At 37.5% G+C, this 25320-nt stretch carries 27 protein-coding genes; all 27 read left to right on the top strand.

Translation table 11 applies throughout. The features are described from left to right. The first annotated feature begins 10 nt into the window (after positions 1 to 10). The 27 genes from ACIP9C_RS07315 to ACIP9C_RS07185 all read left to right on the top strand — a co-directional run bounded on the left by ACIP9C_RS07315 (position 11) and on the right by ACIP9C_RS07185 (position 25128). Positions 11 to 373, top strand: coding sequence for a response regulator (locus ACIP9C_RS07315; RefSeq protein WP_004269288.1), 363 nt, complete (start codon positions 11 to 13; stop codon positions 371 to 373). Positions 374 to 383: 10 nt separating this feature from the next. Continuing rightward, positions 384 to 1055 (top strand): flagellar biosynthetic protein FliO, encoded by a 672-nt coding sequence (locus tag ACIP9C_RS07310; protein ID WP_401009468.1) that lies wholly within the window; start codon positions 384 to 386, stop codon positions 1053 to 1055. Next, positions 1052 to 1717, top strand: coding sequence for a flagellar type III secretion system pore protein FliP (gene fliP, locus ACIP9C_RS07305; protein ID WP_173477751.1), 666 nt, complete (start codon positions 1052 to 1054; stop codon positions 1715 to 1717). Before ACIP9C_RS07310 ends, fliP begins: the two co-directional genes overlap by 4 nt. A gap of 13 nt (positions 1718 to 1730) precedes the next feature. Continuing rightward, positions 1731 to 2000, top strand: a complete 270-nt coding sequence (gene fliQ, locus ACIP9C_RS07300) for a flagellar biosynthesis protein FliQ (RefSeq protein ID WP_173477750.1) — start codon at positions 1731 to 1733, stop codon at positions 1998 to 2000. Positions 2001 to 2004: 4 nt separating this feature from the next. Further along, entirely contained in the window at positions 2005 to 2781 is a 777-nt protein-coding gene (gene fliR / locus ACIP9C_RS07295; protein ID WP_401009467.1) for a flagellar biosynthetic protein FliR, read from the top strand. A gap of 1 nt (position 2782) precedes the next feature. Then, positions 2783 to 3871 (top strand): flagellar biosynthesis protein FlhB, encoded by a 1089-nt coding sequence (gene flhB / locus ACIP9C_RS07290; RefSeq protein WP_401009466.1) that lies wholly within the window; start codon positions 2783 to 2785, stop codon positions 3869 to 3871. 24 nt (positions 3872 to 3895) lie between these two features. Next, positions 3896 to 5929, top strand: a complete 2034-nt coding sequence (flhA, locus tag ACIP9C_RS07285; protein WP_401009465.1) for a flagellar biosynthesis protein FlhA — start codon at positions 3896 to 3898, stop codon at positions 5927 to 5929. Beyond that, entirely contained in the window at positions 5926 to 7122 is a 1197-nt protein-coding gene (gene flhF / locus ACIP9C_RS07280) for a flagellar biosynthesis GTPase FlhF (protein WP_401009464.1), read from the top strand. The genes flhA and flhF overlap by 4 nt, the downstream gene beginning before the upstream one ends. Then, positions 7119 to 7994 (top strand): MinD/ParA family protein, encoded by an 876-nt coding sequence (locus tag ACIP9C_RS07275; protein WP_401009463.1) that lies wholly within the window; start codon positions 7119 to 7121, stop codon positions 7992 to 7994. The genes flhF and ACIP9C_RS07275 overlap by 4 nt, the downstream gene beginning before the upstream one ends. Then, the gene (locus tag ACIP9C_RS07270) at positions 7995 to 9149 is read left to right on the top strand and encodes a protein-glutamate methylesterase/protein-glutamine glutaminase (RefSeq protein WP_401009462.1); all 1155 of its coding nucleotides are present in this window, start codon (positions 7995 to 7997) and stop codon (positions 9147 to 9149) included. Between the two features lie 16 nt (positions 9150 to 9165). Next, on the top strand, positions 9166 to 11235 hold the full coding sequence (locus ACIP9C_RS07265; RefSeq protein WP_401009461.1) for a chemotaxis protein CheW: 2070 nt from the start codon (positions 9166 to 9168) through the stop codon (positions 11233 to 11235). Between the two features lie 27 nt (positions 11236 to 11262). Further along, on the top strand, positions 11263 to 11709 hold the full coding sequence (locus tag ACIP9C_RS07260) for a chemotaxis protein CheW (protein ID WP_340825828.1): 447 nt from the start codon (positions 11263 to 11265) through the stop codon (positions 11707 to 11709). A 10-nt stretch (positions 11710 to 11719) separates the two neighbouring features. After that, the gene (locus ACIP9C_RS07255; RefSeq protein WP_401009460.1) at positions 11720 to 12352 is read left to right on the top strand and encodes a chemotaxis protein CheC; all 633 of its coding nucleotides are present in this window, start codon (positions 11720 to 11722) and stop codon (positions 12350 to 12352) included. Positions 12353 to 12355: 3 nt separating this feature from the next. Further along, positions 12356 to 12862: a chemotaxis protein CheD gene (locus ACIP9C_RS07250; protein ID WP_340825826.1), complete on the top strand. Its 507-nt coding sequence runs from the start codon at positions 12356 to 12358 to the stop codon at positions 12860 to 12862. Beyond that, complete coding sequence (locus ACIP9C_RS07245) at positions 12862 to 13233, top strand: hypothetical protein (RefSeq protein WP_401009459.1); 372 nt, start codon at positions 12862 to 12864, stop codon at positions 13231 to 13233. Before ACIP9C_RS07250 ends, ACIP9C_RS07245 begins: the two co-directional genes overlap by 1 nt. Before the next feature lie 355 nt (positions 13234 to 13588). Beyond that, a complete protein-coding gene (locus ACIP9C_RS07240) occupies positions 13589 to 14359 on the top strand; it encodes a FliA/WhiG family RNA polymerase sigma factor (protein ID WP_401009458.1) in 771 nt (256 codons plus the stop codon). 34 nt (positions 14360 to 14393) lie between these two features. Next, complete coding sequence (locus tag ACIP9C_RS07235; protein ID WP_401009457.1) at positions 14394 to 14702, top strand: RNA polymerase subunit sigma; 309 nt, start codon at positions 14394 to 14396, stop codon at positions 14700 to 14702. 9 nt (positions 14703 to 14711) lie between these two features. Next, positions 14712 to 15287 carry a hypothetical protein gene (locus tag ACIP9C_RS07230; RefSeq protein ID WP_401009456.1) on the top strand — a complete coding sequence of 192 codons (576 nt, stop codon included), beginning with the start codon at positions 14712 to 14714 and terminating at the stop codon, positions 15285 to 15287. Positions 15288 to 15444: 157 nt separating this feature from the next. After that, positions 15445 to 16164 carry a 30S ribosomal protein S2 gene (gene rpsB, locus ACIP9C_RS07225; protein WP_024362006.1) on the top strand — a complete coding sequence of 240 codons (720 nt, stop codon included), beginning with the start codon at positions 15445 to 15447 and terminating at the stop codon, positions 16162 to 16164. A gap of 100 nt (positions 16165 to 16264) precedes the next feature. Next, positions 16265 to 17152, top strand: coding sequence for a translation elongation factor Ts (gene tsf, locus ACIP9C_RS07220; RefSeq protein WP_401009455.1), 888 nt, complete (start codon positions 16265 to 16267; stop codon positions 17150 to 17152). 237 nt (positions 17153 to 17389) lie between these two features. Next, a complete protein-coding gene (gene pyrH / locus ACIP9C_RS07215) occupies positions 17390 to 18115 on the top strand; it encodes a UMP kinase (protein WP_340825818.1) in 726 nt (241 codons plus the stop codon). Continuing rightward, positions 18115 to 18672 (top strand): ribosome recycling factor, encoded by a 558-nt coding sequence (gene frr, locus ACIP9C_RS07210; protein WP_340825817.1) that lies wholly within the window; start codon positions 18115 to 18117, stop codon positions 18670 to 18672. The genes pyrH and frr overlap by 1 nt, the downstream gene beginning before the upstream one ends. Positions 18673 to 19030: 358 nt before the next feature. Beyond that, positions 19031 to 19825: an undecaprenyl pyrophosphate synthase gene (locus tag ACIP9C_RS07205; RefSeq protein ID WP_401009454.1), complete on the top strand. Its 795-nt coding sequence runs from the start codon at positions 19031 to 19033 to the stop codon at positions 19823 to 19825. Further along, positions 19822 to 20622 (top strand): phosphatidate cytidylyltransferase, encoded by an 801-nt coding sequence (locus tag ACIP9C_RS07200; protein ID WP_401009453.1) that lies wholly within the window; start codon positions 19822 to 19824, stop codon positions 20620 to 20622. Before ACIP9C_RS07205 ends, ACIP9C_RS07200 begins: the two co-directional genes overlap by 4 nt. Before the next feature lie 143 nt (positions 20623 to 20765). Next, entirely contained in the window at positions 20766 to 21911 is a 1146-nt protein-coding gene (gene dxr / locus ACIP9C_RS07195) for a 1-deoxy-D-xylulose-5-phosphate reductoisomerase (protein WP_401009873.1), read from the top strand. Between the two features lie 48 nt (positions 21912 to 21959). Further along, on the top strand, positions 21960 to 23222 hold the full coding sequence (rseP, locus tag ACIP9C_RS07190) for an RIP metalloprotease RseP (RefSeq protein ID WP_401009452.1): 1263 nt from the start codon (positions 21960 to 21962) through the stop codon (positions 23220 to 23222). 199 nt (positions 23223 to 23421) lie between these two features. After that, complete coding sequence (locus tag ACIP9C_RS07185; RefSeq protein WP_401009451.1) at positions 23422 to 25128, top strand: proline--tRNA ligase; 1707 nt, start codon at positions 23422 to 23424, stop codon at positions 25126 to 25128. Positions 25129 to 25320: the final 192 nt, after the last annotated feature.

Here is a 25320-nt window from a genome sequence, read left to right as displayed (position 1 = left end):
GGAGTTAACCATGTCTAAAAGAATTTTGATTGTAGACGATGCTGCATTTATGCGCATGATGATCAAGGATATTTTGTCGAAAAACGGATTTGAAGTTGTAGGGGAAGCTGCCGATGGTCTACAGGCTGTTGAAAAATACAACGAGTTAAAGCCAGATTTAGTAACAATGGATATTACAATGCCTGAAATGGATGGTATTGCAGCTCTTAAAGCTATTAAAGGTACTGATCCGAGTGCAACTGTAATCATGTGTTCAGCAATGGGACAACAAGCTATGGTGATCGATGCAATTCAAGCTGGTGCGAAAGACTTCATTGTTAAGCCTTTCCAAGCTGATCGTGTAATTGAAGCGATTCAAAAAGCACTAGGATGATTTCATGCAAATGTTAAAATCATTTCGTATAACGATGATTTTCGCATTTCTTTTAACCTTCCTATTTGTGTACCCACCAACAGTTTCTGTTTATGCTGACTCTGATACAAATAGTATTGAGTATTGTATGAAAAAACCAGAGGAATGTAAGGATAATACAGATCCAGCTGCGAAGGAAGATACGGTTGTTTCAGCAGCTGGAGATGTTTCTGCATGGGAATACATAAAAATGGTTTTGGCGCTTATTTTTGTTGTAGCTTTATTTTATGGGTTGATGAAGTTTCTGAATAAAAGAAATTTAACTTTTCAACGAAATCAAATGGTACAAAATTTAGGCGGTTTATCGTTAGGTGCACAAAAGTCTGTTCAACTTTTGCAAATAGGAAAATCACTATATTTAGTTGGTGTCGGTGATGATGTCCAACTTTTACGTGAGATTACCGATCCGCAGGAAGTTGAAGCACTGCTTTCACTTTATAACGAAAAACAGGAATATGCGGCAACATCACCTTATATAGCAGAAGTATTTTCAAAGCTTAAGAGAAAAAATAACCAAAATTCATCAACACTTCAAAAGCAAGATTCGTTTGGTGAACTTTTTGAAAAGAAGATTTCCGAAATTAAACAGGAGCGTAGTGAAGAACTAGAGAGATGGAAGCAAAAGGAGAATGATGATAAATGAATGATATAGTCAATTATTTTTCCAACAGCGATCCGACAAATGTCTCAACCTCTGTTAAGCTCCTATTATTACTAACTGTATTGTCACTTGCACCGAGTATTTTAATTTTGATGACGTCCTTTGCGAGAATTGTCATTGTGCTGTCGTTTGTACGTACAGCATTAGCGACACAACAAATGCCACCAAATCAGGTGATTGTTGGTCTTGCTTTGTTTTTAACATTTTTTATCATGGCCCCTACTTTTCAAGAGGTCAATAAAGAAGCATTACAGCCATTATTTGCTGAAGAAATAGGGCTAGAAGAAGCATACGAGAAAGCTAGTGTGCCTTTTAAAGAATTTATGAGTAAACAAACGAGGCAAAAAGATTTAGATTTGTTTTTACAATACAATCAAGCAGAAAAACCAGCATCGGTGGAGGAAATTCCTCTAACTATGCTTGTACCTGCCTTCGCATTAAGCGAAATTAAAACAGCATTCCAAATTGGTTTTATGATTTTTATCCCATTCCTAGTAATCGATATGATTGTAGCAAGTACATTAATGTCGATGGGGATGATGATGTTACCACCGGTTATGATCTCATTACCGTTTAAGATTTTATTATTTGTACTCGTCGATGGCTGGTACCTCGTAATGAAATCATTACTACAAAGTTTTTAGGGGATGATACAGTATGACAGGTGAAATGGTTATTTCAATTGCAGAGCGTGCCATTATGATTATCCTTCTAACAAGCGGACCGCTATTATTAATTGCTTTAATCTCAGGTTTAGCGGTAAGTATATTTCAAGCAACAACATCAATTCAAGAGCAAACATTAGCATTCGTTCCAAAAATCGTCGCAGTATTAGTGGGCATCGTTTTCTTTGGTCCATGGATGTTATCTCAAGTAACAAGCTATGCGAGAGATATTTTTGAGAATTTAACGCGTTATATAGGGTGAGTACATGAATGAACTAGTCCCCCAAATAACGGTATTCTTATTAGTACTTGTGCGTGTAACGGCTTTTTTTGTTACAGTACCTTTCTTTTCATATAAAACGATTCCGCAGCAAGTACGTATTGCCCTCGCATTCGTTTTAGCTTGGATGATGTATTATACAATCGACGTAGAGCCATTTCTTTTTAATGGTGATTACATACTTTTAGTGATGAAAGAAGCCCTTATTGGATTGTTACTTGGTCTAGTAGGCTATATTATCATGTCGGCGATTCAAATTGCCGGAAGCTTTATTGATTTCCAAATGGGATTTGCCATCGCCAATATTATTGATCCACAAACTGGGGCACAAAGTCCTCTAATTGGTCAATTTTTTAATACATTGGCATTACTATTTCTATTAGCAATAGATGGCCATCATATGATTCTAGATGGAATTTACTATAGTTATCAGTTTTTACCTATAGATCAGGGATTTCCAGATTTCGCGAAAGATGACTATATCCAGTTTGTTATGACAACATTTACTGCAGTCTTCGCCATAGCTTTTCAGATGGCAGCACCTGTTGTAGCAACGTTGTTTTTAGTTGATTTAGCGCTAGGAATCACGGCGAAAACTGTCCCGCAATTAAATATCTTTGTTGTCGGTTTTCCCATTAAGATTGGTGTCAGTTTTTTAGTGCTATTCACGATGATGGCGGTTATGGTACAAGTCATACAAAAGTTGATTACAATTATGATTTACGGTATGCGCGATTTAATGGCAATTTTAGGTGGTGGATAACATGTTGCTACTACTGGACTTAGATTTACAGTTTTTTGCAGGTGAAAAAACGGAAAAAGCGACACCTAAAAAACGACAAGATGCTAGAAAAAAAGGGCAGGTCGTCAAGAGTCAGGACATATCTAGTGCGATTGTTATGCTCATGGTGTTTATCTTTCTTTTTTTCTTCGCAGGATCTTTGCGAGACGAGCTTTTATCTTTTTTTAGGCAAACATTTATCCATAACATACGTGTAGAAACACTTACAATAGATAGTGTAATGCATCTATTTACCGAAACATTAGTAGAAATGGCATATGTTATCGTACCGATAATGGCGATTGCTTTAGTAGGAGCATTAGCGGGTAATTTTCTACAATTTGGTTTTTTATTCACATTAGAGCCGATGAAATTCGATTTAAAAAAGATGGATCCTATTAAAGGATTAAAGAAAATTTTTTCAGTAAAAGCCATTGTTGAGCTTTTAAAATCAGTATTAAAAATCACCTTTATCGGTGGGGTAACAACAATTATCGTATGGTCAAATTTACATGAAGTATTAGCTTTATCTTTTAAAAGTCCGTGGATGACCCTTATTACCGTTGGCAAACTAGTTGGCATTATGGGTATCGCGGCTTCTCTTGTGTTACTATGTGTATCCTTATTGGACTGGATGTATCAAAAACATGAGTATGAAAAAAATCTTAAAATGTCTAAGCAAGACATAAAAGATGAATATAAAAATAGTGAGGGTGATCCGCTCATTAAATCAAAAATCAAACAACGTCAACGCGAAATGGCGATGCGTCGAATGATGTCAGAGGTTCCGAACGCAGATGTGGTAATCACCAACCCAACTCACTATGCGATCGCTCTGAAGTATGATGAGGATAGTATGGATGCCCCACGTATAGTGGCAAAGGGAACAGACTTTGTGGCTCAAAAAATTAAACTGATTGCTAAAGAACATGATGTCGTAATGGTAGAAAATAGACCATTAGCACGCGCCATGTATGATCAGGTAGAAATAGGCGATCAAGTACCAGAAGAGTTTTTCAAAGCAATAGCAGAAGTACTCGCTTATGTATATCGTATTAAGCGGAAAATTTAAAGCTTTTTTGTAGGAGGGACACAAATGAAGGTTCGCGATATAGGGGTTTTAGGTGCGGTTATTTTAATCGTTGCGATGCTCATCATCCCTCTTCCTCCGTGGATGCTAAGTTTCTTAATCGTCATTAATATTACGTTAGGATTAATAGTACTTTTAACAGCAATGAGTATGAAGGAAGCGTTAGATTTCTCTATATTCCCTTCCGTTATCTTACTGTTGACCCTGTTTCGACTTGGATTGAGTGTTTCCACAACGCGTGCAATATTAGCGAATGGAGACGCTGGTTCGGTTGTTGAAACCTTCGGGGATTTCGTAGTAGGCGGGAATATTCTCGTAGGTTTAGTAGTGTTTTTAATTCTGGTGTTAATTCAGTTTATCGTTATTACAAAAGGGGCGGAACGTGTTGCAGAGGTAGCTGCTCGATTCACTCTGGATGCGATGCCGGGTAAACAAATGAGTATTGATGCGGATTTAAATGCAGGTGTTATTTCTGAACGAGAAGCACGTGAACGACGTGATAAAGTTGCGGGTGAAGCGGATTTCTATGGAGCGATGGATGGTGCTACGAAATTCGTAAAAGGGGATGCAATCGCCTCAATGGTGATGGTTATCATCAACTTATTATTTGGTATTATCATTGGTGTTGTACAAATGGGCTTACCATTTGCGGAAGCAGCAACCCATTTCTCAAAGCTAACAGTTGGTGATGGTATTGTGTCGCAAATCCCTGCACTTCTTATTTCAACAGCAACAGGGATTGTTGTAACGCGCGCATCCTCTAAAGGAAGTCTAGGAGAAGATATTACAGGACAATTATTTGCTCAAGCAAAGCTTCTATATGTTGCTGGAGGTACTATTGTTTTACTAGGTTTATTCACGCCAATTCCTAACTGGGTAACGTTACCGATCGGTGTTTCACTAATTGTAGGTGCATACATGATGGATCGTAAAAAACCAGAGGATGAGGAAGAGTTACTTGAAATTGAGGAAGAAGTGGCAACAGACGGCATGAAGAGCCCTGAAAATGTTGTGAATTTATTAAATGTGGACCCAATTGAATTTGAATTTGGCTACGGCTTAATTCCTTTAGTAGATGCTGCTCAAGGCGGAGACTTATTGGATCGTGTCATCATGATCCGTCGTCAGCTAGCATTGGAACTAGGGATTGTCATTCCGGTTGTTCGTATTCGCGATAATATTCAATTACAACCAAATGAATATCGAATTAAAATTAAAGGCAATGAAATGGCTCGGGGAGAGCTTTTACTCGATCATTATTTAGCAATGAGCCCTGGAGATGATGATTCAATAGAAGGTATTGATACCGTTGAACCATCATTTGGTCTACCTGCAAAATGGATTACTGAGCAAGTAAAAGAGGACGCTGAAATGTCTGGCTATACAGTTGTTGATCCACCGAGTGTTGTATCAACTCATTTAACCGAAATTATTCGAGCGAATGCACATGAGCTTTTAGGTCGTCAAGAAACGAAACAATTAATCGATCATTTACGAGAAACACATCCAATATTAGTCGAAGAGTTGACTCCTGCTCCTTTGTCTACAGGCGAAATCCAAAAAGTATTGGGCAAACTTCTTCGAGAAAATGTTTCAGTACGTAATTTACCAATTATTTTTGAAACATTGGCTGACTATGCAAAATTAACAAGTGATACCGATATATTAACAGAGTATGTTCGTCAATCATTAGCTCGCCAAATTACATCACAATATGTAGGTGGCAGCCCGTCATTGAAAGTCATTACTGTATCGGGTAAAGTAGAGAAAATGATTGCTGATAGCATTCAGCAAACGGATCACGGCAATTATTTAGCGATGGATCCACAAGATTCTCAAACGGTCTTAGAGACCATTGCATCAGAGGTTGAACGCGTGTCCTTTATGGAACAATCTGCTATTATACTATGCTCTCCAGCAGTTCGTATGTATTTACGTCAGCTGACAGAACGTTATTTCCCGCAGATTCCGGTACTATCTTATAATGAACTAGATGCTTCTATTGAAATTCAAAGTGTTGGGGTGGTGAATGTTGAGTGAAAATGAAAAAATATTATGCATCTTCCATACCAGAGGCAATGAAGCTAGTACGTGCTGATTTAGGCGAGGACGCTGTCATTTTGAATTCAAAAGTAGTAGTAACAAAGAAACTTTTTGGGCTTGTGAAAAAGAAAAATTTTGAAGTTGTTGCAGGGATCGACTCAATGGAGCCGAGTTATACGGCTCCCGCACCTGCTAATGTGCCTTCAATACCTGCTAAAAAAGAAAATGCTAGTTTACAAGAGATTACAAATGCTGTGCAAGCTAAAATTCAGCATGCTCAGCCTAAGTACGAACCATCTTCCCAAGATGAGACAGGTATGTCTGAAGAACTGCGAAAGGAAATTGCAGATTTAAAATCGTTAATGCAATCTATGCACAAGAAGGCTAGCCAAGCTCAATATCCGGATGAACTCTTACCCTTCATTGAATACTTAAGACAGCAAGAGCTAAATGAGGAGCTCATCACAACGATTGGTGATGAGCTTTTTACGCATTTTAAAGAAGCCTCAGATATTAATTTTTCCCAATGCAAGTTAATTACAAAAAACTTGTTGCGGAAACAACTAGAGGGATTGCCGATGGGTGGACTATCGTATGAACGTAAATTTATTAACGTTCTTGGTCCTACTGGTGTCGGCAAGACAACGACAATTGCTAAAATGGCAGCAAGAGCGGTTTTAGAGAAAAAGAAAAAAATAGGCTTTATTACAACAGATACTTACAGAATAGCTGCCATTGAGCAGTTAAAAACGTATGCTGGACTTTTGCAAGCACCTGTCGAAATTGCCTATAACTCGACAGATTTTGAACAAGCTGTGCAACGATTGTCCCATCTAGATTTAGTCTTTATTGATACAGCTGGACGAAATTATAAAGAAGTAAAATATGTAGATGATTTACAGCGTCTTATTAAGTTTGATGATCAGGCTGAATCCTTCCTAGTGCTTGCTATGACAGCGAAAGAAAAGGATATGACCAAAATTATTGACCAATTTAACGGCGTACCAATCGAAAAAATCATTTTTACGAAGATTGATGAAACAAATTCTATTGGCACAATGATTAATTTAATGATTAAATATAATAAAGGACTTGCTTACTATACGAATGGTCAAGAAGTACCAGAAGATATTGAAGAAGCTGATTTAGAAGCAGTGCTTAATTTGTTTTTCCAAGGTGAAGAAAAATGAGGGATCAAGCAGAAACATTACGCTTGAAAATGCTTAAGCGGCAAGGTGAATTGGGCAAAACTATTGCTGTAGTGAGCGGTAAGGGTGGAGTTGGTAAAAGTAACTTTTCAATGAACTTTGCAATTAATTTAGCGAGTAAGGACAAAAAAGTAGCAATTGTAGATATGGATATTGGTATGGGAAATATTAATATTTTAATTGGAAAAAATGTTTCTTATAGTTTGAAAGATTACTTAGAAGGAAACAAATTACTAGATGAGGTAATTTTTGAGGGTCCACATGGTTTACAATGTATTTCAGGAGGCTCTGGCATGTCGAGCGTACTGGAGTGGTCAGAGGCGATGTTTGAAAGGTTAATTCATGCATTTGAACAACTCCAAAAAAACTTCGACTATATTTTATTTGATATGGGCGCGGGTGCGACTAATTGGTCATTAGAATTACTAACATCCATCGATGAAATTATTGTAATTACCACAGCTGAGCCAACCTCTATTACAGACGCCTATTCGATGATGAAATATATTCACGTACGAGATATGGATAAGCAATTCTATATACTTTGTAATCGTGCTTTTTCTAAAGAAGAAGGGGTCGAGACACTTGAACGTTTAAAACTTACGATGAAACGTTTTCTAGACAAAGAGGTTACAGTATTGGGCTCATTACCTGAGGATCCTGTTGTGCGTAAAGCTGTGCGCGAGCAAGTGCCTTTTTCAATCGCATATCCAGAAGCACTTATTTCTAAGACACTTCAACTGATAGTGGCTCGGTTTATGGAACAACGTATGGAGGAAGTGCATGCACATGAACAGTCAGCAAGTAAATTCTTATCTAAACTTAGAAATATTTTTTCGAAAGGGCGTGATTAATTGGACTTTTTACATAAAAGCAAGCTTTTAGTTGTCGATGATTCTGCTTTTATGAGAAAGCTAATTAGTGACTTTTTTGTTGGTAGCTCGAAGGTTGAAGTAGTTGGAACAGCACGAAACGGAAAAGATGCGATAAAGAAAATCCAAACATTAAAACCAACAGTCGTGACAATGGATATTGAAATGCCTGAAATGAATGGACTCGATGCATTAAATGAAATTATGACAATTTGTCCAGTGCCTGTCGTCATGCTTTCAAGTACAACCCAAAGAGGTGCTGAAAATGCACTAACTGCAATTGAATATGGAGCAGTTGATTTTGTTGCGAAACCTAGCGGAACAATTTCACTTGATTTACATAAAATCCAATCTGAACTTGTCCATAAAGTGGAACAAGCCTCGTTGGTACCTATTACAAAACTAAAAAAACATTCGAGTAGCAAAAGACAACATGAACCAAATGTATCACCGTCTACTATAAGAAAAGAATTAACGAATGAACGAAAAGTATCACCAACATCCAATGTGACTTCGACAGTAGCAAATGTTACGAAGCCACATAGTGAATGGAGTAAAGTAAGCAGAAAAATAGTGTTAATTGGTACATCTACGGGAGGACCGCGTGCGCTACAGGAAGTTATTACAAAAATTCCGAAATCAATTCAAGCGCCGATTCTAATTGTCCAACATATGCCTGCTGGGTTTACAAAATCATTAGCTTCTCGCCTCGACCAATTAAGCGAGATAACAGTGAAGGAAGCAGAGCAAGGCGATATTTTACAAAATGGCGTGGCATATATCGCACCTGGAGGATACCATTTAAGGTTAAGAAAAGTAGGTATCTCATATGGCATCGTTCTAGATAATCAAGAACCACCACGTTCTGGCCATCGCCCATCTGTAGATGTGATGTTTGAAGATGTAAGTCAATTTAAAGATTTTGATAAGGTAGCAGTCATTATGACGGGTATGGGCTATGATGGTTCAAACGGTCTAAAAGCATTAAAAAATACCGGCAATGTGATTGCTATTGCAGAGTCAGCTGAAACTTGCATAGTGTATGGTATGCCGAAAGCTGCGGTGGAAACGCAGCTTGTCGATGAAGTCGCTGATGTAGATGATATTGCACAAATAATTATGAAATATTTGCCTTAAAAGGGGTGTCCTCTTAATGGAAGTCAATCAATATTTAGAGATGTTTATCGAAGAAAGTAAAGAGCATTTACAAGCATGTAGTGAGCATTTATTAGAACTAGAAAAAAACCCTGATGATTTGGCAATCGTTGGAGAAATTTTCCGTTCAGCGCATACATTAAAAGGTATGTCAGCGACTATGGGCTTCGAAGACTTAGCAGATTTAACACATAAAATGGAAAATGTGCTAGATGCAATTCGAAATGAAAAAATTCATGTTTCACCAGAAATTTTAGATATCGTATTTGAATCTGTGGACCATTTAGAAGAAATGGTGATGGATATTGCGAATGGTGGAGATGGTAAACGTGATGTGTCCTCCACAGTAGCGCAATTAAAGCGTATTGAATCTGGAGAGGAAGCCGCTCGTGAAGTTGTAGCAACTGTAGCAACTGAAGAAAAACCACAAGTGTCTAGTGTATTAGAATACGACAGCTTTGAGCAAACGGTTATTACACAATCTGCTGAACAAGGATTTAATGCATTTGAAATTTCAGTAACTCTTCGTGAAGATTGTCTATTAAAAGCAGCGCGTGTATTCATGGTGTTTGAGATTCTTGAAAAGGATGGGGATGTTATTAAATCAACACCCTCTGTTGAGAAGCTTGAAGATGAACAATTCGATCAGCAATTTTATGTAGCATTCGTAACGAAAGAAACAGCGGAAGATATGCAGAAGAAGTTAATGAAGGTTTCTGAGGTTGAGGAAGTAAAAGTTGCTGCAATTAATCAAAAACAATTCAGTGAAAAACAACAATACGAGGCAAGTCAGGAAGCTGCGGCTACTGCAACTGCGACAGTTGAAGCTGTAGAAACAACAGATGCAACAACGGCTAAACCTGCACCAGCAAAATCTACAGCGCCTGCCAAAGCTGATAAAAGTCATGCGCCTGTAGGAAACAAAACAATCCGTGTAAATATCGAACGTCTTGATATTTTAATGAATTTATTTGAGGAGCTCGTAATTGATCGAGGACGCCTACAATCAATTTCGACAGAAGTTAATCACGGTGAGCTAAACGAAACCGTAGAACGAATGAGTCGAGTAATGGGTGACTTACAAACAATCATTTTAACTATGCGCATGGTACCTGTTGAAACGGTATTCAATCGCTTCCCTAAAATGATTCGTCAGCTATCTCGTGACCTTAATAAGAAAATTAATCTTGAAATTATTGGTGCGGAAACAGAGCTTGATCGCACAGTAATCGACGAAATCGGAGATCCACTTGTTCACTTAATCCGTAACTCTGTCGATCACGGTATTGAAAACCCTACTGCTCGCCGTGCGAAAGGAAAACCAGAAGAAGGCACAGTAGTATTACGTGCTTATCATAGCGGTAACTATGTCTTTATCGAAATTGAAGATGACGGTGCGGGCATTAATCGTGATAAAGTGTTGTCCAAAGCGATTTCAAAAGGAATCGTTACGCATGAGCAATCACTTGCAATGACAGATAATCAAATCAATGAGCTAATTTTAGCCTCTGGTTTCTCAACAGCAGATGTTATTTCTGATGTATCTGGTCGTGGTGTAGGATTGGACGTTGTAAAAACAACGATTGAATCTTTAGGTGGAAATATTTCGATTGAATCTACACAAGATGTAGGCTCTATTTTCTCTATTCAATTGCCGCTAACATTATCGATTATTTCAGTAATGCTTGTGGAAATAGAAAAAGAGATTTATGCGATACCACTTTCATCAATTATTGAAACTTCGATTATCCGTTCATCAGACATTATGAATGCTCATAACCAGAAGGTAATCGACTTCCGTGGCAAAGTGGTTCCACTTGTATTCTTAGAGGAAATCTTTGAGGTTCCTCGTAAAGAGTTACAAGATGATGAATTCCATTCAGTAGTAATTGTTCGTAAAGGCGAGAAACTTGCTGGTTTAGTTGTAGATTCATTCATTGGCCAACAAGAAATTGTACTGAAATCATTAGGAAACTACTTAACGAATATCTTTGCAATTTCAGGTGCAACAATTTTAGGTAACGGTAAAGTAGCCTTAATTGTAGATTGCAATGCACTTATTAAATAAGGTGAATGAATAAGAGAGGTGTTAACCATGACAAATGCAGTTGAACAAGAAAATATAAAAGTGATTGTTTTCCAATTAGCAGATAAGGAATATGCCATTCCAGTATCACATGTTCAAGGGATCGAAAAACTCATGCATATTACACGGGTACCTAAAACAGAGAAATATGTAAAAGGCGTTATTAATTTACGAGGAGTCGTAACACCGATTATTGATTTACGGGAGCGTTTTGAGTTACCAATTTCTGAACATGAAGAAACTACTCGTATTATTATTATTTCATTAGAAGACATGGAAGTAGGCTTTGTTGTAGATTCAGCTAATGATGTGTTGGATATTCCAGCGAGCTCGATTGAACCACAACCAGAAGTAGTAGGTTCGCTTGAAGAAGAGTTTATTTCTGGCGTAGCGAAAATCGATAAACGATTATTAATTTTATTGCATTTAGAGAAAGTATTAAATCCACTAAAGTAGGGATACGATTATGACATTTAATCAAAAGATTACATCACTACATTTAGACGTATTAAAGGAAATTGGAAATATAGGTGCTGCACATGCTGCGACGGCACTTTCCAATTTGCTTGGTAAAAAAATCGATATGCGTGTACCGAAAGTTGAAATGGTGTCATTTAATGACATGATGGAACTGGCTGGTGGCTCTGAAAACGTCGTTGTTGGGATTTTTTTACGCATCGAAGGTGATGCTGAAGGGAGCATGTTCTTCATTCTTCCTATCGAACAAGCTAATCGCTTTATCCGTCGTCTAATACAGGATGAATCATTCGACTTTAAAAAACCACCTGTTTCTGAATTAGGTTTATCTGCTATGCAGGAAATGGGGAATATTTTATCTGGTTCTTATTTATCAGCGTTATCAGACTTTACAAGTTTAAAAATTTATCCCACTGTGCCAGGTCTAAGTGTAGATATGTTTGGGGCTATTATCAGTATTGGCTTAATTGAATTATCACATGTGAGTGATAATGTTATCGTAATAAATACATCCATTTTTGAAGACGGTGTGGAGGATCATGAAACAGTAAGGGGACATTTCTTCTTACTTCCTGATCCAGATTCTTTTGATGCTATTTTTAAAGCATTAGGAGTTTCATAACCTATGCTAAACACTAACACGAATGGTCAAGTTATAAAAGTTGGAATTGCTCAAATGGATGTAGCGAAATTGCCAAACACAATTAGAACCTCAGGGCTTGGTTCTTGTGTAGGCGTTATTTTATACGATGAGTCAAAGAAAATAGCTGGTTTAATTCATGTAATGCTACCTGACTCTAGTCTTGGGAGATCAGAGTCAATAAATGTAGCGAAATTTGCAGATACAGGCATTTCAGCTATGATAGATTTATTAAAACTAGAGGGTGTTCAAAAATTTAAACTTAAGGCTAAAATTGCTGGGGGCGCGCAGATGTTTCAATTTACATCAGACAAAGATTCAATGCGCATCGGCCCTCGAAATGTAGAAGCTGTAAAGTTTGAATTAAAGCGTCATGGAATTCCTTTAATTGCCGAAAATACAGGCGGTAATAGCGGTCGAACTATTGAATTTAATCCTGCTACGTCGATATTACATATTCGAACGGTAAACCAAGGAGTGAGTGAAATATAATGTTTGGTTCTATTTTTTATAACCTGTGGGGGGCGTTAATTGCCTTTTCTATTTATTTCTTTTTGACGCTGCAACAGCCATTAACGCCATTACGTATCATCATAGGTTCATTTGTAGTAGCAATTATCGTATTTTTTGTTATGTACATTGTTAGGTTTATAATTGCGTATGTGCTATTTACGCCAAATGCTGATCAATCACTAGCTGATAGCGGTCTTGAAGAAAACAGTTCTACTCACATTGACGAGGAAAGTGTAGAAACATCTTCTACAAGCTCGACGGTTGAGTTTCAAGATGAAAGCACGGAAGATATTGCACAAGTTGTCCGAACGATGATGAATCGTGAAGATGAACAACAAGTAAATGCATAAAGCCACAACACTTTAAACTGCCTCTAATGTTAGCTATCGACTAATGATTGGGAGGCAGTTTTCTTATGCCCAAAATGTAAAAGCTGTTAGTAATAGAATAGTGTTAGAGAATCATATGAAATTATAGTCGAATCTTGTTATAATAAAAGGAAAGAATGGTATAGGTTTGTATCTAAGTTTGTCAGTCATTGTAATCAGGATACTCAAAGTGATAAGTAGGATTCTTTTATATACATTCAGTTTTTTTTTAAATGTTACCTACTTCGACTGGAACAAATACGCCTTGGAGCATTCAAGAGGTAACAATAGTCCGGGCTAACAGGTGCAAAGAGCTTTTAAAAGAGAGGTGGATTTTATGACACAACCAATTCTAAACGATGAACAAAAGCTGTGGAATCGATGGATTAATGAACGTGATCCAGATGCGGGTGATTTACTAATAAAAAAATATACATCTCTTGTGACTTACCATGTACAGCGAATCGGTGCAGGTGTACCTAAGAGTGTATCTCGGGACGATTTAACAAGCTTAGGCATGTTAGGTCTATTTGATGCGTTAAATAAATTTGATATAAATCGAGACTTAAAATTTGATACATATGCTTCTTTTAGAGTGAGGGGCGCAATAATTGATGGCTTGCGTAAAGAAGATTGGTTACCACGCTCTGCGCGAGAAAAGGCGAAAAAGTTGGATGCTAAAATTGAACAATTAGAACAACAGTTTATGCGTCATGTGACGCCTGAGGAGCTTGCAGAACAGATGGAGTTACCTGTAGAGGATATTTACCAAACTGTACAGGAGCACTTCTTCTCTAATGTACTATCCATAAATGAGCAACAAGACCAAGAGGAGGCTGAGGGAAAGTCGTTTGTAATCCGTGACGATACGACAAAGACCCCTGAGCAGGTTGTAATAAAATCAGAATTACTTGATGATTTAGCAGTAAATATACAAAAGCTAAACGATAAAGAGCAGCTCGTACTGAGTTTATTTTATACAGAGGAATTGACCTTAACTGAAATTGGAGAAATGCTCGAATTGTCAACATCGCGTATTTCACAAATTCACTCAAAGGCATTATTTAAGTTACGTAAGCTATTATCTAGTGAAATTATTAATGCGTAAGTATTCGAGAAAGTATTGTTGAGGGGGAAATATTATGAGTTTAAAAGGTGTCGAATTACAAATAGCTCTTCCAAAAACGTTTGAAGCAGGTAAAATGGCAGATCAGGCACAACAACAAACTTTAGCTCAACAAGCACACGCAAATGAAGCGCTAAAAAAGGAAATAGAGCGTAAGCAAAAAGCTGTGAATACTTCAGAAGGTATGGCTGAGATTAGTGAAGAGGAAGAAGCGGGTGGCGAATATATAAAAGGCACTCTTAAAAAGAAAAAACAGCATAACGAAAAACCAGAAAAACAGGCTCAGCATCCTTTTAAAGGTAATTTCGTAGACTTTAGTGGATAGGAGTTTACTATGACAACCATATTAATAGCCGTTCTCTTTGTATTGCAGCTACTCTCATTTTATTTCATTATTATATTAAATACGAAATTAGCGAAATTCAAAGATTTAGAAAAAAAGCAGGAACGTTTAATGCGGGAAATGGATGATTCCATTAGTCTGTATTTAGCTGAAATGAAAGATGAAAATAATCGTCTTATTCAAGCGTTACAAGTCGTACAAAAGCCTGAAAAGACAACTGACACAGGACAACATTCAAAGCCGATTAATGTGCAAAAAGATCAGAGACAGCCTTTGTCACAGGCTGAAAATGAGCAAAAGGATGTGAGCCGAGATAACGAGCCACGTATTTTAATGCCCAAAAATATTGTAGCAAACGCTTACTCTCGTCAACAACAAGTAGCAGCGTCACCAGTGCAAACTACTGTATCGAAGCCAGTTGCGGTACAAAAGGAAGAACAAAAACCGATAACATTGGAACAACAAATTGTTCAAATGGCAAAGCAAGGAAAAACAGCGGAAGAAATTGCAAAACAACTTCAAAAAGGGAAGACAGAAATCGAGCTTTTATTGAAATTTCATAGCTAAAACAGTTGCGAATGCTATGAAGCTGTGATATAGTTGCAAATGGTGTTATTACTACACACGCATTTTGATGTAGTAAGTGGTGCTCTAAGATTAGGGTAGCTTGTTGCAAACGATAAATGCGGAGGAAAAAAACCAAACATTCTAGGAGGAAATTCACATGTCAGTAATTTCTATGAAACAATTACTTGAAGCTGGTGTACATTTCGGTCACCAAACTCGTCGTTGGAACCCAAAAATGAAGAAATTTATCTTCGTTGAGCGTAACGGGATCTACATCATCGACTTACAAAAAACTGTTAAAAAATTAGAGGAAGCTTATGACTTCATGCGTCAAGTTGGTCAAGACGGTGGTAAAGTTCTTTTCGTTGGTACGAAAAAACAAGCACAAGAAGCGATCAAAGACGAAGCTGAACGTTCAGGCAACTACTACATCAACCAACGTTGGTTAGGTGGTACTCTTACTAACTTCGGTACAATTCAAAAACGTGTTGCACGTATGAAAGCTATCGAAAAAATGGAAGAAGAAGGAACTTTCGAAGTTCTACCTAAAAAAGAAGTAATCCAACTTAAAAAAGAACACGAACGTCTAGTTAAATTCTTAGGCGGTATCCGTGATATGCACGATCTTCCAGACGTTATGTTCGTGGTTGACCCACGCAAAGAACGTATCGCTGTTGCAGAAGCTCGTAAATTAAACATCCCTCTAGTAGGTATTGTTGATACTAACTGTGATCCAGATGAAATCGACTATGTTATCCCTGCTAATGACGATGCTATTCGCGCTGTTAAACTTTTAACTGCTAAAATGGCTGACGCTTTAATCGAGTCAAAACAAGGTGAAGAAGAAGCTCCAGCTACAGAAGCTGCTGCTGAGTAATTCACGTTTACAAAAAGGTGATAAGTGGCTCAGAACCCTTATCACCTTTTTTAGAACCTATCACTAAAATAGTTTAACCAATTTGAGGAGGCAACACTAAATGGCAAACATTACTGCACAATTAGTAAAAGAATTACGCGAAAAAACTGGCGCTGGTATGATGGACTGTAAAAAAGCGTTAGTACAAACTGACGGTGACCTAGAAGCTGCAATCGATTTCCTACGTGAAAAAGGTCTTTCTTCAGCTGCTAAAAAAGCTGACCGTATCGCTGCAGAAGGTACTACTTATATTCTAGAAAAAGGTAACGAGGCAATTATCCTTGAAGTAAACGCTGAAACTGACTTCGTTGCGAAAAACGACAAATTCCAAGTGTTAGTTTCTTCTTTAGCTGAGCAATTACTTGCTGCTAAACCAGCATCAGTAGAAGCAGCATTAGAGCTTGAAAATGCAGAAGGTGTAAAAATCTCTGATCAAATTTCAACAGCAGTTGCTACTATCGGTGAAAAAATTACTCTTCGTCGTTTCGAAGTGAAAACTAAAACTGATGCAGATTCATTTGGTTCTTACCTACACATGGGTGGACGTATTGGTGTATTAGTATCTTTAGAAGGTTCTACAGATGCTTCAGCTGCAAAAGATATTGCTATGCATATCGCAGCTATTAACCCAACTTACGTTTCTCGTGAAGAAGTTTCTGCAGAAGAAGTTGACCGCGAACGTAAAGTGTTAACTGAACAAGCACTTAACGAAGGTAAACCAGAAAACATCGTTGCAAAAATGGTTGAAGGTCGTCTTGGTAAATACTTCGAAGATGTTTGCTTACTTGACCAATCATTCGTTAAAAACTCAGACCAAAAAGTTCGTGACTTCGTTGCTACAACTGGTGGTACTGTAACTGGCTTCGTACGTTATGCTGTTGGTGAAGGTATCGAAAAACGTGAAGATAACTTCGCAGAAGAAGTAATGAACCAAGTTAAAGGTAACTAATTCGTAGACTAGTTCACTTGATGGATTGGCTTACATTTGATCCTAATCAAATAATAACTAGATTTTCTAGACAAAAATGGGGAACACAACATAACGTGTTCCCTATTTTTCCGAAAAGAGCGAAAAAAACGATAGAATTTTCTATTACCATTTTTCACAACTAGCAATTATTGTTAGATATACTATAATGGAAAAGGAATAGAAATGTTTTAAATAAATGTCTGACGGAGGTTTACAATGAGTGTGCCACAATATAAACGAGTAGTTATTAAACTAAGTGGTGAAGCGTTAGCAGGAGAGGCTGGCTTCGGATTATCACCAAAAATTATCAAGTCTGTTGCAGAAGAAGTAAAAGAAGTAGTAGATCTTGATGTAGAAGTTGCTGTTGTTGTAGGTGGCGGTAATATATGGCGTGGGAAAATTGGTAGTGAAATGGGAATGGATCGTGCGGCAGCTGACTATATGGGGATGCTAGCAACGGTTATGAACTCATTAGCATTACAAGATGCTCTTGAAAAATTAGGTATCGAAACACGCGTGCAATCTTCTATTGTGATGACACAAGTAGCAGAGCCATATATTCGTCGTAAAGCAGTTCGTCATTTAGAGAAAAAACGTGTAGTTATTTTTGCTGCAGGTACAGGTAACCCGTTCTTCTCTACAGATACAACAGCTGCATTAAGAGCAGCTGAAATTGACGCAGATGCTATTTTAATGGCGAAAAATAATGTAGATGGTGTCTATTCTGCAGATCCTAAAGTCGATACTACTGCCATCAAATATGATACACTCACATACTTAGACGTTATTCAGCAAGGGTTACAAGTAATGGATTCAACAGCTTCGACACTATGTATGGATAACGATATTCCGCTAATTGTCTTCTCAATTACGGAGCAGGGTAATATTAAACGTGCCGTACTGGGCGAGAAAATTGGAACAGTTGTTAGGAGGAATGCATAATGACTAAACAAGTCTTAGAACAAGCTAAAGAAAAAATGAATAAATCAATTGCTGCTTTTTCACGTGAATTAGCATCAATCCGAGCAGGTCGTGCAAACGCATCTCTACTAGATCGTATTTCTGTAGAGTATTATGGAGCGCCAACACCAATCAATCAACTTGCTGGTGTTGCTGTACCTGAAGCGCGTTTACTAGTTATTACACCTTACGATAAAACAATTTTAGGTGAAATCGAAAAAGCAATTATGAAATCAGATATTGGTATTACACCAACTAATGATGGTTCTGTTATTCGTTTAATGATTCCTGCATTAACTGAAGAACGTCGTAAAGATCTTGTAAAACAAGTGAAAAAAGAAGCAGAAGATGCAAAAATCGCAGTACGTAACGTTCGTCGCGATGCTAATGATGATCTTAAAAAACTTGAAAAAGCTGGCGAAATCACAGAAGACGATTTACGTGGATATGGTGATGATATCCAAAAATTAACAGATGAGTTCATCGTGAAAGTAGATCAAGTAGCGAAAGACAAAGAAAAAGAAATTCTAGAAGTGTAAGCAGGCGCTTTATATTTCTAAGATGGAACTTTTTGATGAGATGAAGGCGTCCTATATATAACAGGACGTCTTTTCTCTTTTATTGAAAAGTATTCATTCTTATCGATGCTATAATTCTCACATGTAATGTATGAGCTGTAAGGTTTACTGAAGTAAAACTAGTAAACTAGTTACGGTTTTGTTCAGACTTACTAGTAGCTGCTGAATGTAGAAAGACAAGATTTTCTTTGAGATATATGTTGTTCTAAAATAAGGTAGTTCATACATAGTCAATTAGAGGGAAAAAAAAGACAAAAAGCACTTTTGTTTGTTATGATAGGTTAGTATACGTCCGATTAGTTGTAGTGGGGGAGTTAGCATGTTTAAGAAGCTATTAGGTAAACAAGTAAATATGGATATACTATCATTGGAGGAACGTGTTGCCCTTTCGAAAAGCGAGCCGATTCCTGCCCATGTAGCGATTATTATGGACGGAAATGGACGTTGGGCTAAAAAACGTGCCATGCCACGTGTTGCTGGGCACCATGAAGGTATGAAGACGGTACGGAAGGTAACTAGATTTGCATCTGATCTTGGAATAAAAGTATTAACAGTGTATGCGTTCTCTACTGAAAATTGGAAACGACCAAAACCAGAAGTCGATTTTCTTATGCGTTTACCTGTTGAATTTTTGGGTTCTTTTTTACCGGAAATGATGGAGCGCAATGTGCGTGTTGAAATGATTGGTGATCCGACGCTCTTGCCCGCACATACACAAAAAGCATTGTATGATGCAATGGAGGAGACGAAGCATAATACAGGGTTAATTTTAAATTTTGCTTTGAATTATGGCAGTCGTTCAGAAATGGTTAGTGCCATGAAAGCGATGCTTCAAAAAGTTCAGGACGGTCAATTAACATTACAAGACTTAAATGAGGAATGTATGACATCTCATTTAATGACAGCTCATCTACCAGAGCCTGACTTACTCATTCGTACAAGTGGTGAAGTACGATTAAGTAACTTTATGTTATGGCAACTCGCCTATACGGAATTTTGGTTTACAGATACATTATGGCCAGATTTTAGCGAGGAAAACTTTCTGGAAGCGGTGGAAAACTATCAAAAACGTAATCGCCGTTACGGTGGGTTGAAGGGAGAAGAAACATCTTGAAACAGCGAATTATTACAGCAATCATTGCAGCGGCACTGTTTATTCCGTTTGTTATTTACGGAAAAGTGCCATTTACACTACTTGTGCTTGCAATGGCTGTTGTAGGCTTTTATGAAATACTTAAGATGAAAAGTATTTCGATTTTTTCAGTACCAGGGTTGGTTGGCTTATTAACCCTTATTATGCTCGTAATACCAAAAAATTGGGCAAATGAGGTAGTGCATGCAATTGGCTACTCATCTGTATTAATGGTTATTTATGGACTCGTAATGCTCTTACTTATATATGTTGTCCTAGTGAAAAATAAAATTACATTTGACGAAATCGGCTTTATTTTGCTTGGTGCGTTTTATGTAGGTTTAGGCTTTCATTATTTAATTGAAACGAGAAGCTACGGTCTTGAGTTTGTTGTATATTGTTTACTTGTTGTGTGGACAACAGATTCCGGCGCATATTTTGTAGGTAGAAAATTGGGCAAAAATAAGCTTTGGCCAGAAATTTCACCGAAGAAAACGATTGAGGGCTTTGTTGGTGGGATTGTAATTGCAGTCATTTTTGCTATCGCTATGCAAGCAATTTATCCGTTTGCGAATGGTTATGTTTCACTAATATTTATTACGATTTTTGCTTCCATCATTGGACAGATGGGTGATTTAGTGGAGTCAGCGATAAAGCGACATTTTGACGTGAAAGATTCGGGCAATATTTTACCAGGGCATGGCGGGATTTTAGACCGCTTTGATAGTTTATTATTCGTAGTGCCTTTACTCCATTTTTTACATCTCTTCGGTAGCTAAATAAGCAAGAAATTAACTTTTAGTAGTTGAATACGAAATGTTTATTTGGTTGAGTTAATTTCATGAAAATGATTTCAATGCGAATGATGAATACGCGAATGATGACATTGATTCGCTTAGATAGAAAAAGGGGACGTTTTGTCGTGAAAAAAATTAGTTTATTGGGTGCAACTGGTTCTATCGGTTGGCAAACCTATGATATTTTAAAAGAACAACGTGATGCATTTCATCTTGTAGCGTTTTCTTCAGGAAAAAACATAGAAAAAACACGTGAAATGATTGAAACCTTACAGCCTGAACTTGTATCTGTTCAACTTGAGGAAGATGCACGTATGCTTGCAAAAGACTACCCGCAAGTACACTTTACATTTGGTGCAAAGGGACTTGTAGAGGTTGCTACACATCCTGATTCGACAGTACTTGTAAATGCAGTGCTTGGTAGCGTTGGTCTTGAATCCACACTAGCTGCAATTCGCATGGGCAAAACAATTGCCATTGCCAATAAGGAAACGCTTGTAACAGCTGGGCACTTAGTGATGGCGGAAGCGAAAAAATACAATGCTCCAATATTACCGGTTGATAGTGAGCATTCTGCTATCTTCCAATCAATGAATGGTGAAAATCCAAAAAATATTGAGCGATTAATTATTACAGCTTCTGGTGGTAGTTTCCGCGACAAAACACGGGAAGAGTTAAAACATGTTACGGTTGCAGATGCACTTAATCATCCAAACTGGTCGATGGGCGCAAAAATTACGATAGATTCCGCTACTATGATGAATAAAGGGCTTGAAGTCATAGAAGCACATGTGTTATTTGATATGCCTTATGATAAAATTGATGTTCTTTTACACAGAGAAAGTATTATTCACTCTCTAGTTGAGTATCATGATACTAGTGTTATTGCTCAGCTTGGTACTCCGGATATGCGTGTCCCTATCCAGTACGCTTTAAGCTATCCAGACCGTATACCGCTTCATAATGGTCAACGACTTAATTTAGCGCAAATTGGTCAGCTACATTTTAAAGAAATGGATTTTGAACGCTATCCAGCATTGCGATTAGCATTTGAGGCAGGGCGTACAGGTGGTACAATTTTAACTGCAATGAATGCGGCAAATGAAGCAGCAGTCGCAGCATTTTTACAAGGGAAAATAACTTTCCTTGAAATTGATGAAACAATTGAACGTGTAATGCAGGGACACAATAATATTTTAGTACCAGATTTACAAACAATTTTACATGTGGACAGAGAAACAAGAAAAATAGTGTTAGACATGGTAAAATAACGACAGGAAGCTATCGTTAACTATTCGCTTTTAAAGAGGTGGGGTATTATGCAAACAGCCGTTGCGTTTATTTTAATATTTGGCTTGCTCGTGTTCTTCCATGAACTTGGTCACTTCCTTTTTGCGAAACGTGCAGGAATTATGGTTCGTGAATTCGCAATCGGTATGGGTCCGAAAATCTATGGTAAGATGCATGGTGAAACAATTTATACAATCCGTTTATTGCCAATCGGTGGATATGTCCGCATGGCAGGGGAGGACATGGATGGTGTTGAATTACAGCCAGGTTACCGTGTAGGGATAATTGTCAATGAAGATAATATCGTAAATAAAATCATTTTTAATCAAAATAATAAGCAATTACCTGATTTATTATTTTTAGAAGTGGAACGTGCTGACTTAGAACGAGAGTTATTTATTGAAGGCTATGATGACGAAGAAAAATTAGTTCGTTATAGTGTTGCAAGAGATTGTGTTGTTGTAGAAAATGGTAGAGAAACAGTTATTGCACCATATGATCGTCAATTTAACGCAAAAACGGTTGGTCAACGTGCAATGACAATTTTCGCTGGACCATTATTTAACTTTATTTTAGCCTTTTTCATCTATATGTTAATCGGCTTGTTAAATGGTGTACCAACATATGAGCCTATTATTACTGAAGTAGTTGCAAACGATCCAGCTGCACAGGCAGGTATGCTTGCAGGGGATAAGGTTACATCTATCGATGGACAAGCTGTAGAAAAGTGGCAAGATTTAGCTGCCATTGTACAAAATCGCCCTGATCAAAATATTAATGTAACTGTTGAGCGTGGTGGGCAAGTAGAAAACCTTAATATGACAGTAAAGGCCGTTGAAAGTAATGGCGAAACCTTAGGTCAAATAGGCGTCAAGTATGAAAGTCCTCGTGTTTTTAATCCTATAAAGGCTGTAGTTTACGGAGCGCAGGAAACGTATAATATGACGGTGCGTATCTTTGAATTATTAGGAATGCTTATTACAGGGAAGTTTACAATTGATGCACTATCAGGGCCTGTAGGTATTTATAAAACAACTGAGGAAGTTGCAGCTTGGGGAATTTTCGCATTAATGAATTTTGCGGCTATGCTAAGTATCAACCTTGGTATTATGAACCTATTGCCACTTCCAGCGTTAGATGGCGGACGATTATTGTTCTTTGGCTTTGAAGCTGTAAGAGGTAAACCGATTGATCGTCAAAAAGAAGGTATGGTTCACTTCGTAGGCATCGTGTTGCTTATGATATTAATGGTCGTTGTTACGTGGAACGATATACAACGATTCTTCTTCTAGCAAATTTAACGACAGTATGCTTTCGCGTTTTCCAATGTCTAAAGCTTATACAAAGTAAACTTTAGATAAGGTTATGCCAAAGTAAAATTAAATTGTAAAATAGCTTTGAGCGCAATTATTTTGAAACATTGCGTTCAAAGCTAAATTTGTTTATGCTAATTAGAGTATAAATTTATTTATTAAAAAGGTGGAACACTGAATGAAGCAAAGTAAAACATTTATCCCAACGCTACGTGAAGTACCTGCTGATGCAGATGTAAAATCACATAAGCAATTATTACGTGCAGGGTTTATTCGTCAAAATACAAGTGGGGTATATTCGTATTTACCGCTTGCAAAACGTGTGTTAACGAAAATTGAAAATATTATTCGTGAAGAGATGGAAGCTATCAACTCAATCGAATTATTAATGCCTGCATTGCAATCTGCTGAGCTGTGGCAAGAATCAGGCCGTTGGGAAAAATACGGTCCAGAACTTATGCGATTGAAAGATCGTCATGATCGTGACTTTGCCTTAGGACCAACACATGAAGAAGTGATTACTACTTTAGTGCGTGATGAAATTAAATCATATAAAAAGTTGCCATTAACACTCTATCAAATTCAAACAAAGTTCCGTGATGAAAAACGTCCTCGTTTCGGCTTATTACGAGGAAGAGAGTTTATTATGAAGGATGCTTATTCTTTCCACGCTTCACGTGAAAGCTTAGATGAAACATATGAAGATATGTATCGTGCTTACTCTAATATTTTCTCACGTTTAGGCTTAAACTATCGTGCAGTTATTGCAGATGCGGGCTCAATTGGTGGTAAAGGGACGCATGAATTTATGGTGCTTTCTGAAATTGGGGAAGATACAATTGCATACTCTGATACTTCAGATTATGCTGCAAATATCGAGATGGCAGAAGTGACTGTAGAGTATCAACCAGCCAACGACGAATTAAAGGATCTTGAAAAAGTAGCAACGCCAGATCAAAAAACAATTGAAGAAGTATCTGCATTTTTACAAGTAGCACCGTCTAATGTTATCAAGTCATTAGTATTTAATATAGATGATGAGTTAGTTGTTGTTCTTGCTCGTGGTGATCACGAAATAAATGATATTAAATTAAAAAATGCGCTAAATGCTGGTTCTGTAGAACTTGCAGATGAAGCAGCGATTCGTCAGTTATTAGGCTGTGGAGTTGGGTCAATCGGACCTGTAAAATTACCAGTAGACGTAAAAGTTGTTGCTGATCATGCCATTAAATCAATTCGTAACGGTGTAGCTGGTGCAAATGAGGACGGCTTCCACCTTGTTAATGTCAACCCTGAGCGAGATTTTGCAATCAATGAATACTTAGATATCCGCTTCATCCAAGAAGGAGACCCATCTCCTGATGGACAAGGTATCATTAAATTTGCTGAAGGTATTGAGGTTGGCCATATTTTCAAATTAGGTACAACGTATTCTGAAAAAATGAATGGTACATTTTTAGATGAGCAAGGGAAGGCACAGCCATTTATTATGGGGTGCTATGGTATTGGCGTATCCCGTATTTTAGCTGCTGTAGCTGAACATTTCCAAGATGAAAATGGTTTCACTTGGCCTACACAATTAGCTCCATATGATATACATGTAGTGCCTGTTAATACGAAAGATGAAACACAAGTTTCGTTAGCAAATGAGTTATATGGCTTATTAAAATCATATCGCTATGATGTACTTTTAGATGATCGTGCTGAACGTGCAGGCGTGAAGTTTGCAGATGCAGATTTAATTGGCTTACCTGTGCGTGTAACAGTTGGTAAAAAGGCAACTGAAGGTGTTGTCGAAGTGAAATTCCGTCAAACAGGCGAAACTTTTGAGTGGAAAAAAGAAGAGGTCATTGATCGCTTAAATGAATTTTTCCGTAAAAATTAATATCCTTTGGGAAGATTAAGCTCAATAGATATAGATGCTCATACGAATAGCATCTTTTAATGAAGAATGAGGATTAAGCAAACGAATTCGCGACACTCCTACGGGAAGCCAAGCAAATCTCACAGTACAAAACAATGTGAGGTTTGCGGATTTGCCCGTGGAAAGGGAGCGAATTTTTTTGCTTCAAATTTG

The sequence above is a fragment of the Lysinibacillus sp. NPDC093210 genome (assembly GCF_044753985.1).
GTDB lineage: Bacteria > Bacillota > Bacilli > Bacillales_A > Planococcaceae > Lysinibacillus.
The sequence above is the reverse complement of the archived record's forward strand: the minus strand, read 5'-3'. Positions and strand labels throughout refer to the sequence as shown.

Excerpts from the sequence above, each read along its gene's own strand:
- rpsB (WP_024362006.1), top strand. The coding sequence starts at position 15,445 with ATGTCAGTAATTTCTATGAAACAATTACTTGAAGCTGGTGTACATTTC.
- fliR (WP_401009467.1), top strand. The coding sequence starts at position 2,005 with ATGAATGAACTAGTCCCCCAAATAACGGTATTCTTATTAGTACTTGTG.
- ACIP9C_RS07260 (WP_340825828.1), top strand. The coding sequence starts at position 11,263 with ATGACAAATGCAGTTGAACAAGAAAATATAAAAGTGATTGTTTTCCAA.
- fliP (WP_173477751.1), top strand. The coding sequence starts at position 1,052 with ATGAATGATATAGTCAATTATTTTTCCAACAGCGATCCGACAAATGTC.
- ACIP9C_RS07315 (WP_004269288.1), top strand. The coding sequence starts at position 11 with ATGTCTAAAAGAATTTTGATTGTAGACGATGCTGCATTTATGCGCATG.
- flhB (WP_401009466.1), top strand. The coding sequence starts at position 2,783 with ATGTTGCTACTACTGGACTTAGATTTACAGTTTTTTGCAGGTGAAAAA.
- ACIP9C_RS07250 (WP_340825826.1), top strand. The coding sequence starts at position 12,356 with ATGCTAAACACTAACACGAATGGTCAAGTTATAAAAGTTGGAATTGCT.
- ACIP9C_RS07205 (WP_401009454.1), top strand. The coding sequence starts at position 19,031 with ATGTTTAAGAAGCTATTAGGTAAACAAGTAAATATGGATATACTATCA.
- ACIP9C_RS07240 (WP_401009458.1), top strand. The coding sequence starts at position 13,589 with ATGACACAACCAATTCTAAACGATGAACAAAAGCTGTGGAATCGATGG.
- ACIP9C_RS07310 (WP_401009468.1), top strand. The coding sequence starts at position 384 with ATGTTAAAATCATTTCGTATAACGATGATTTTCGCATTTCTTTTAACC.
- ACIP9C_RS07255 (WP_401009460.1), top strand. The coding sequence starts at position 11,720 with ATGACATTTAATCAAAAGATTACATCACTACATTTAGACGTATTAAAG.
- pyrH (WP_340825818.1), top strand. The coding sequence starts at position 17,390 with ATGAGTGTGCCACAATATAAACGAGTAGTTATTAAACTAAGTGGTGAA.
- tsf (WP_401009455.1), top strand. The coding sequence starts at position 16,265 with ATGGCAAACATTACTGCACAATTAGTAAAAGAATTACGCGAAAAAACT.
- ACIP9C_RS07245 (WP_401009459.1), top strand. The coding sequence starts at position 12,862 with ATGTTTGGTTCTATTTTTTATAACCTGTGGGGGGCGTTAATTGCCTTT.
- ACIP9C_RS07230 (WP_401009456.1), top strand. The coding sequence starts at position 14,712 with ATGACAACCATATTAATAGCCGTTCTCTTTGTATTGCAGCTACTCTCA.
- ACIP9C_RS07265 (WP_401009461.1), top strand. The coding sequence starts at position 9,166 with ATGGAAGTCAATCAATATTTAGAGATGTTTATCGAAGAAAGTAAAGAG.
- ACIP9C_RS07185 (WP_401009451.1), top strand. The coding sequence starts at position 23,422 with ATGAAGCAAAGTAAAACATTTATCCCAACGCTACGTGAAGTACCTGCT.
- fliQ (WP_173477750.1), top strand. The coding sequence starts at position 1,731 with ATGACAGGTGAAATGGTTATTTCAATTGCAGAGCGTGCCATTATGATT.
- frr (WP_340825817.1), top strand. The coding sequence starts at position 18,115 with ATGACTAAACAAGTCTTAGAACAAGCTAAAGAAAAAATGAATAAATCA.
- ACIP9C_RS07275 (WP_401009463.1), top strand. The coding sequence starts at position 7,119 with ATGAGGGATCAAGCAGAAACATTACGCTTGAAAATGCTTAAGCGGCAA.
- rseP (WP_401009452.1), top strand. The coding sequence starts at position 21,960 with ATGCAAACAGCCGTTGCGTTTATTTTAATATTTGGCTTGCTCGTGTTC.
- ACIP9C_RS07235 (WP_401009457.1), top strand. The coding sequence starts at position 14,394 with ATGAGTTTAAAAGGTGTCGAATTACAAATAGCTCTTCCAAAAACGTTT.
- flhA (WP_401009465.1), top strand. The coding sequence starts at position 3,896 with ATGAAGGTTCGCGATATAGGGGTTTTAGGTGCGGTTATTTTAATCGTT.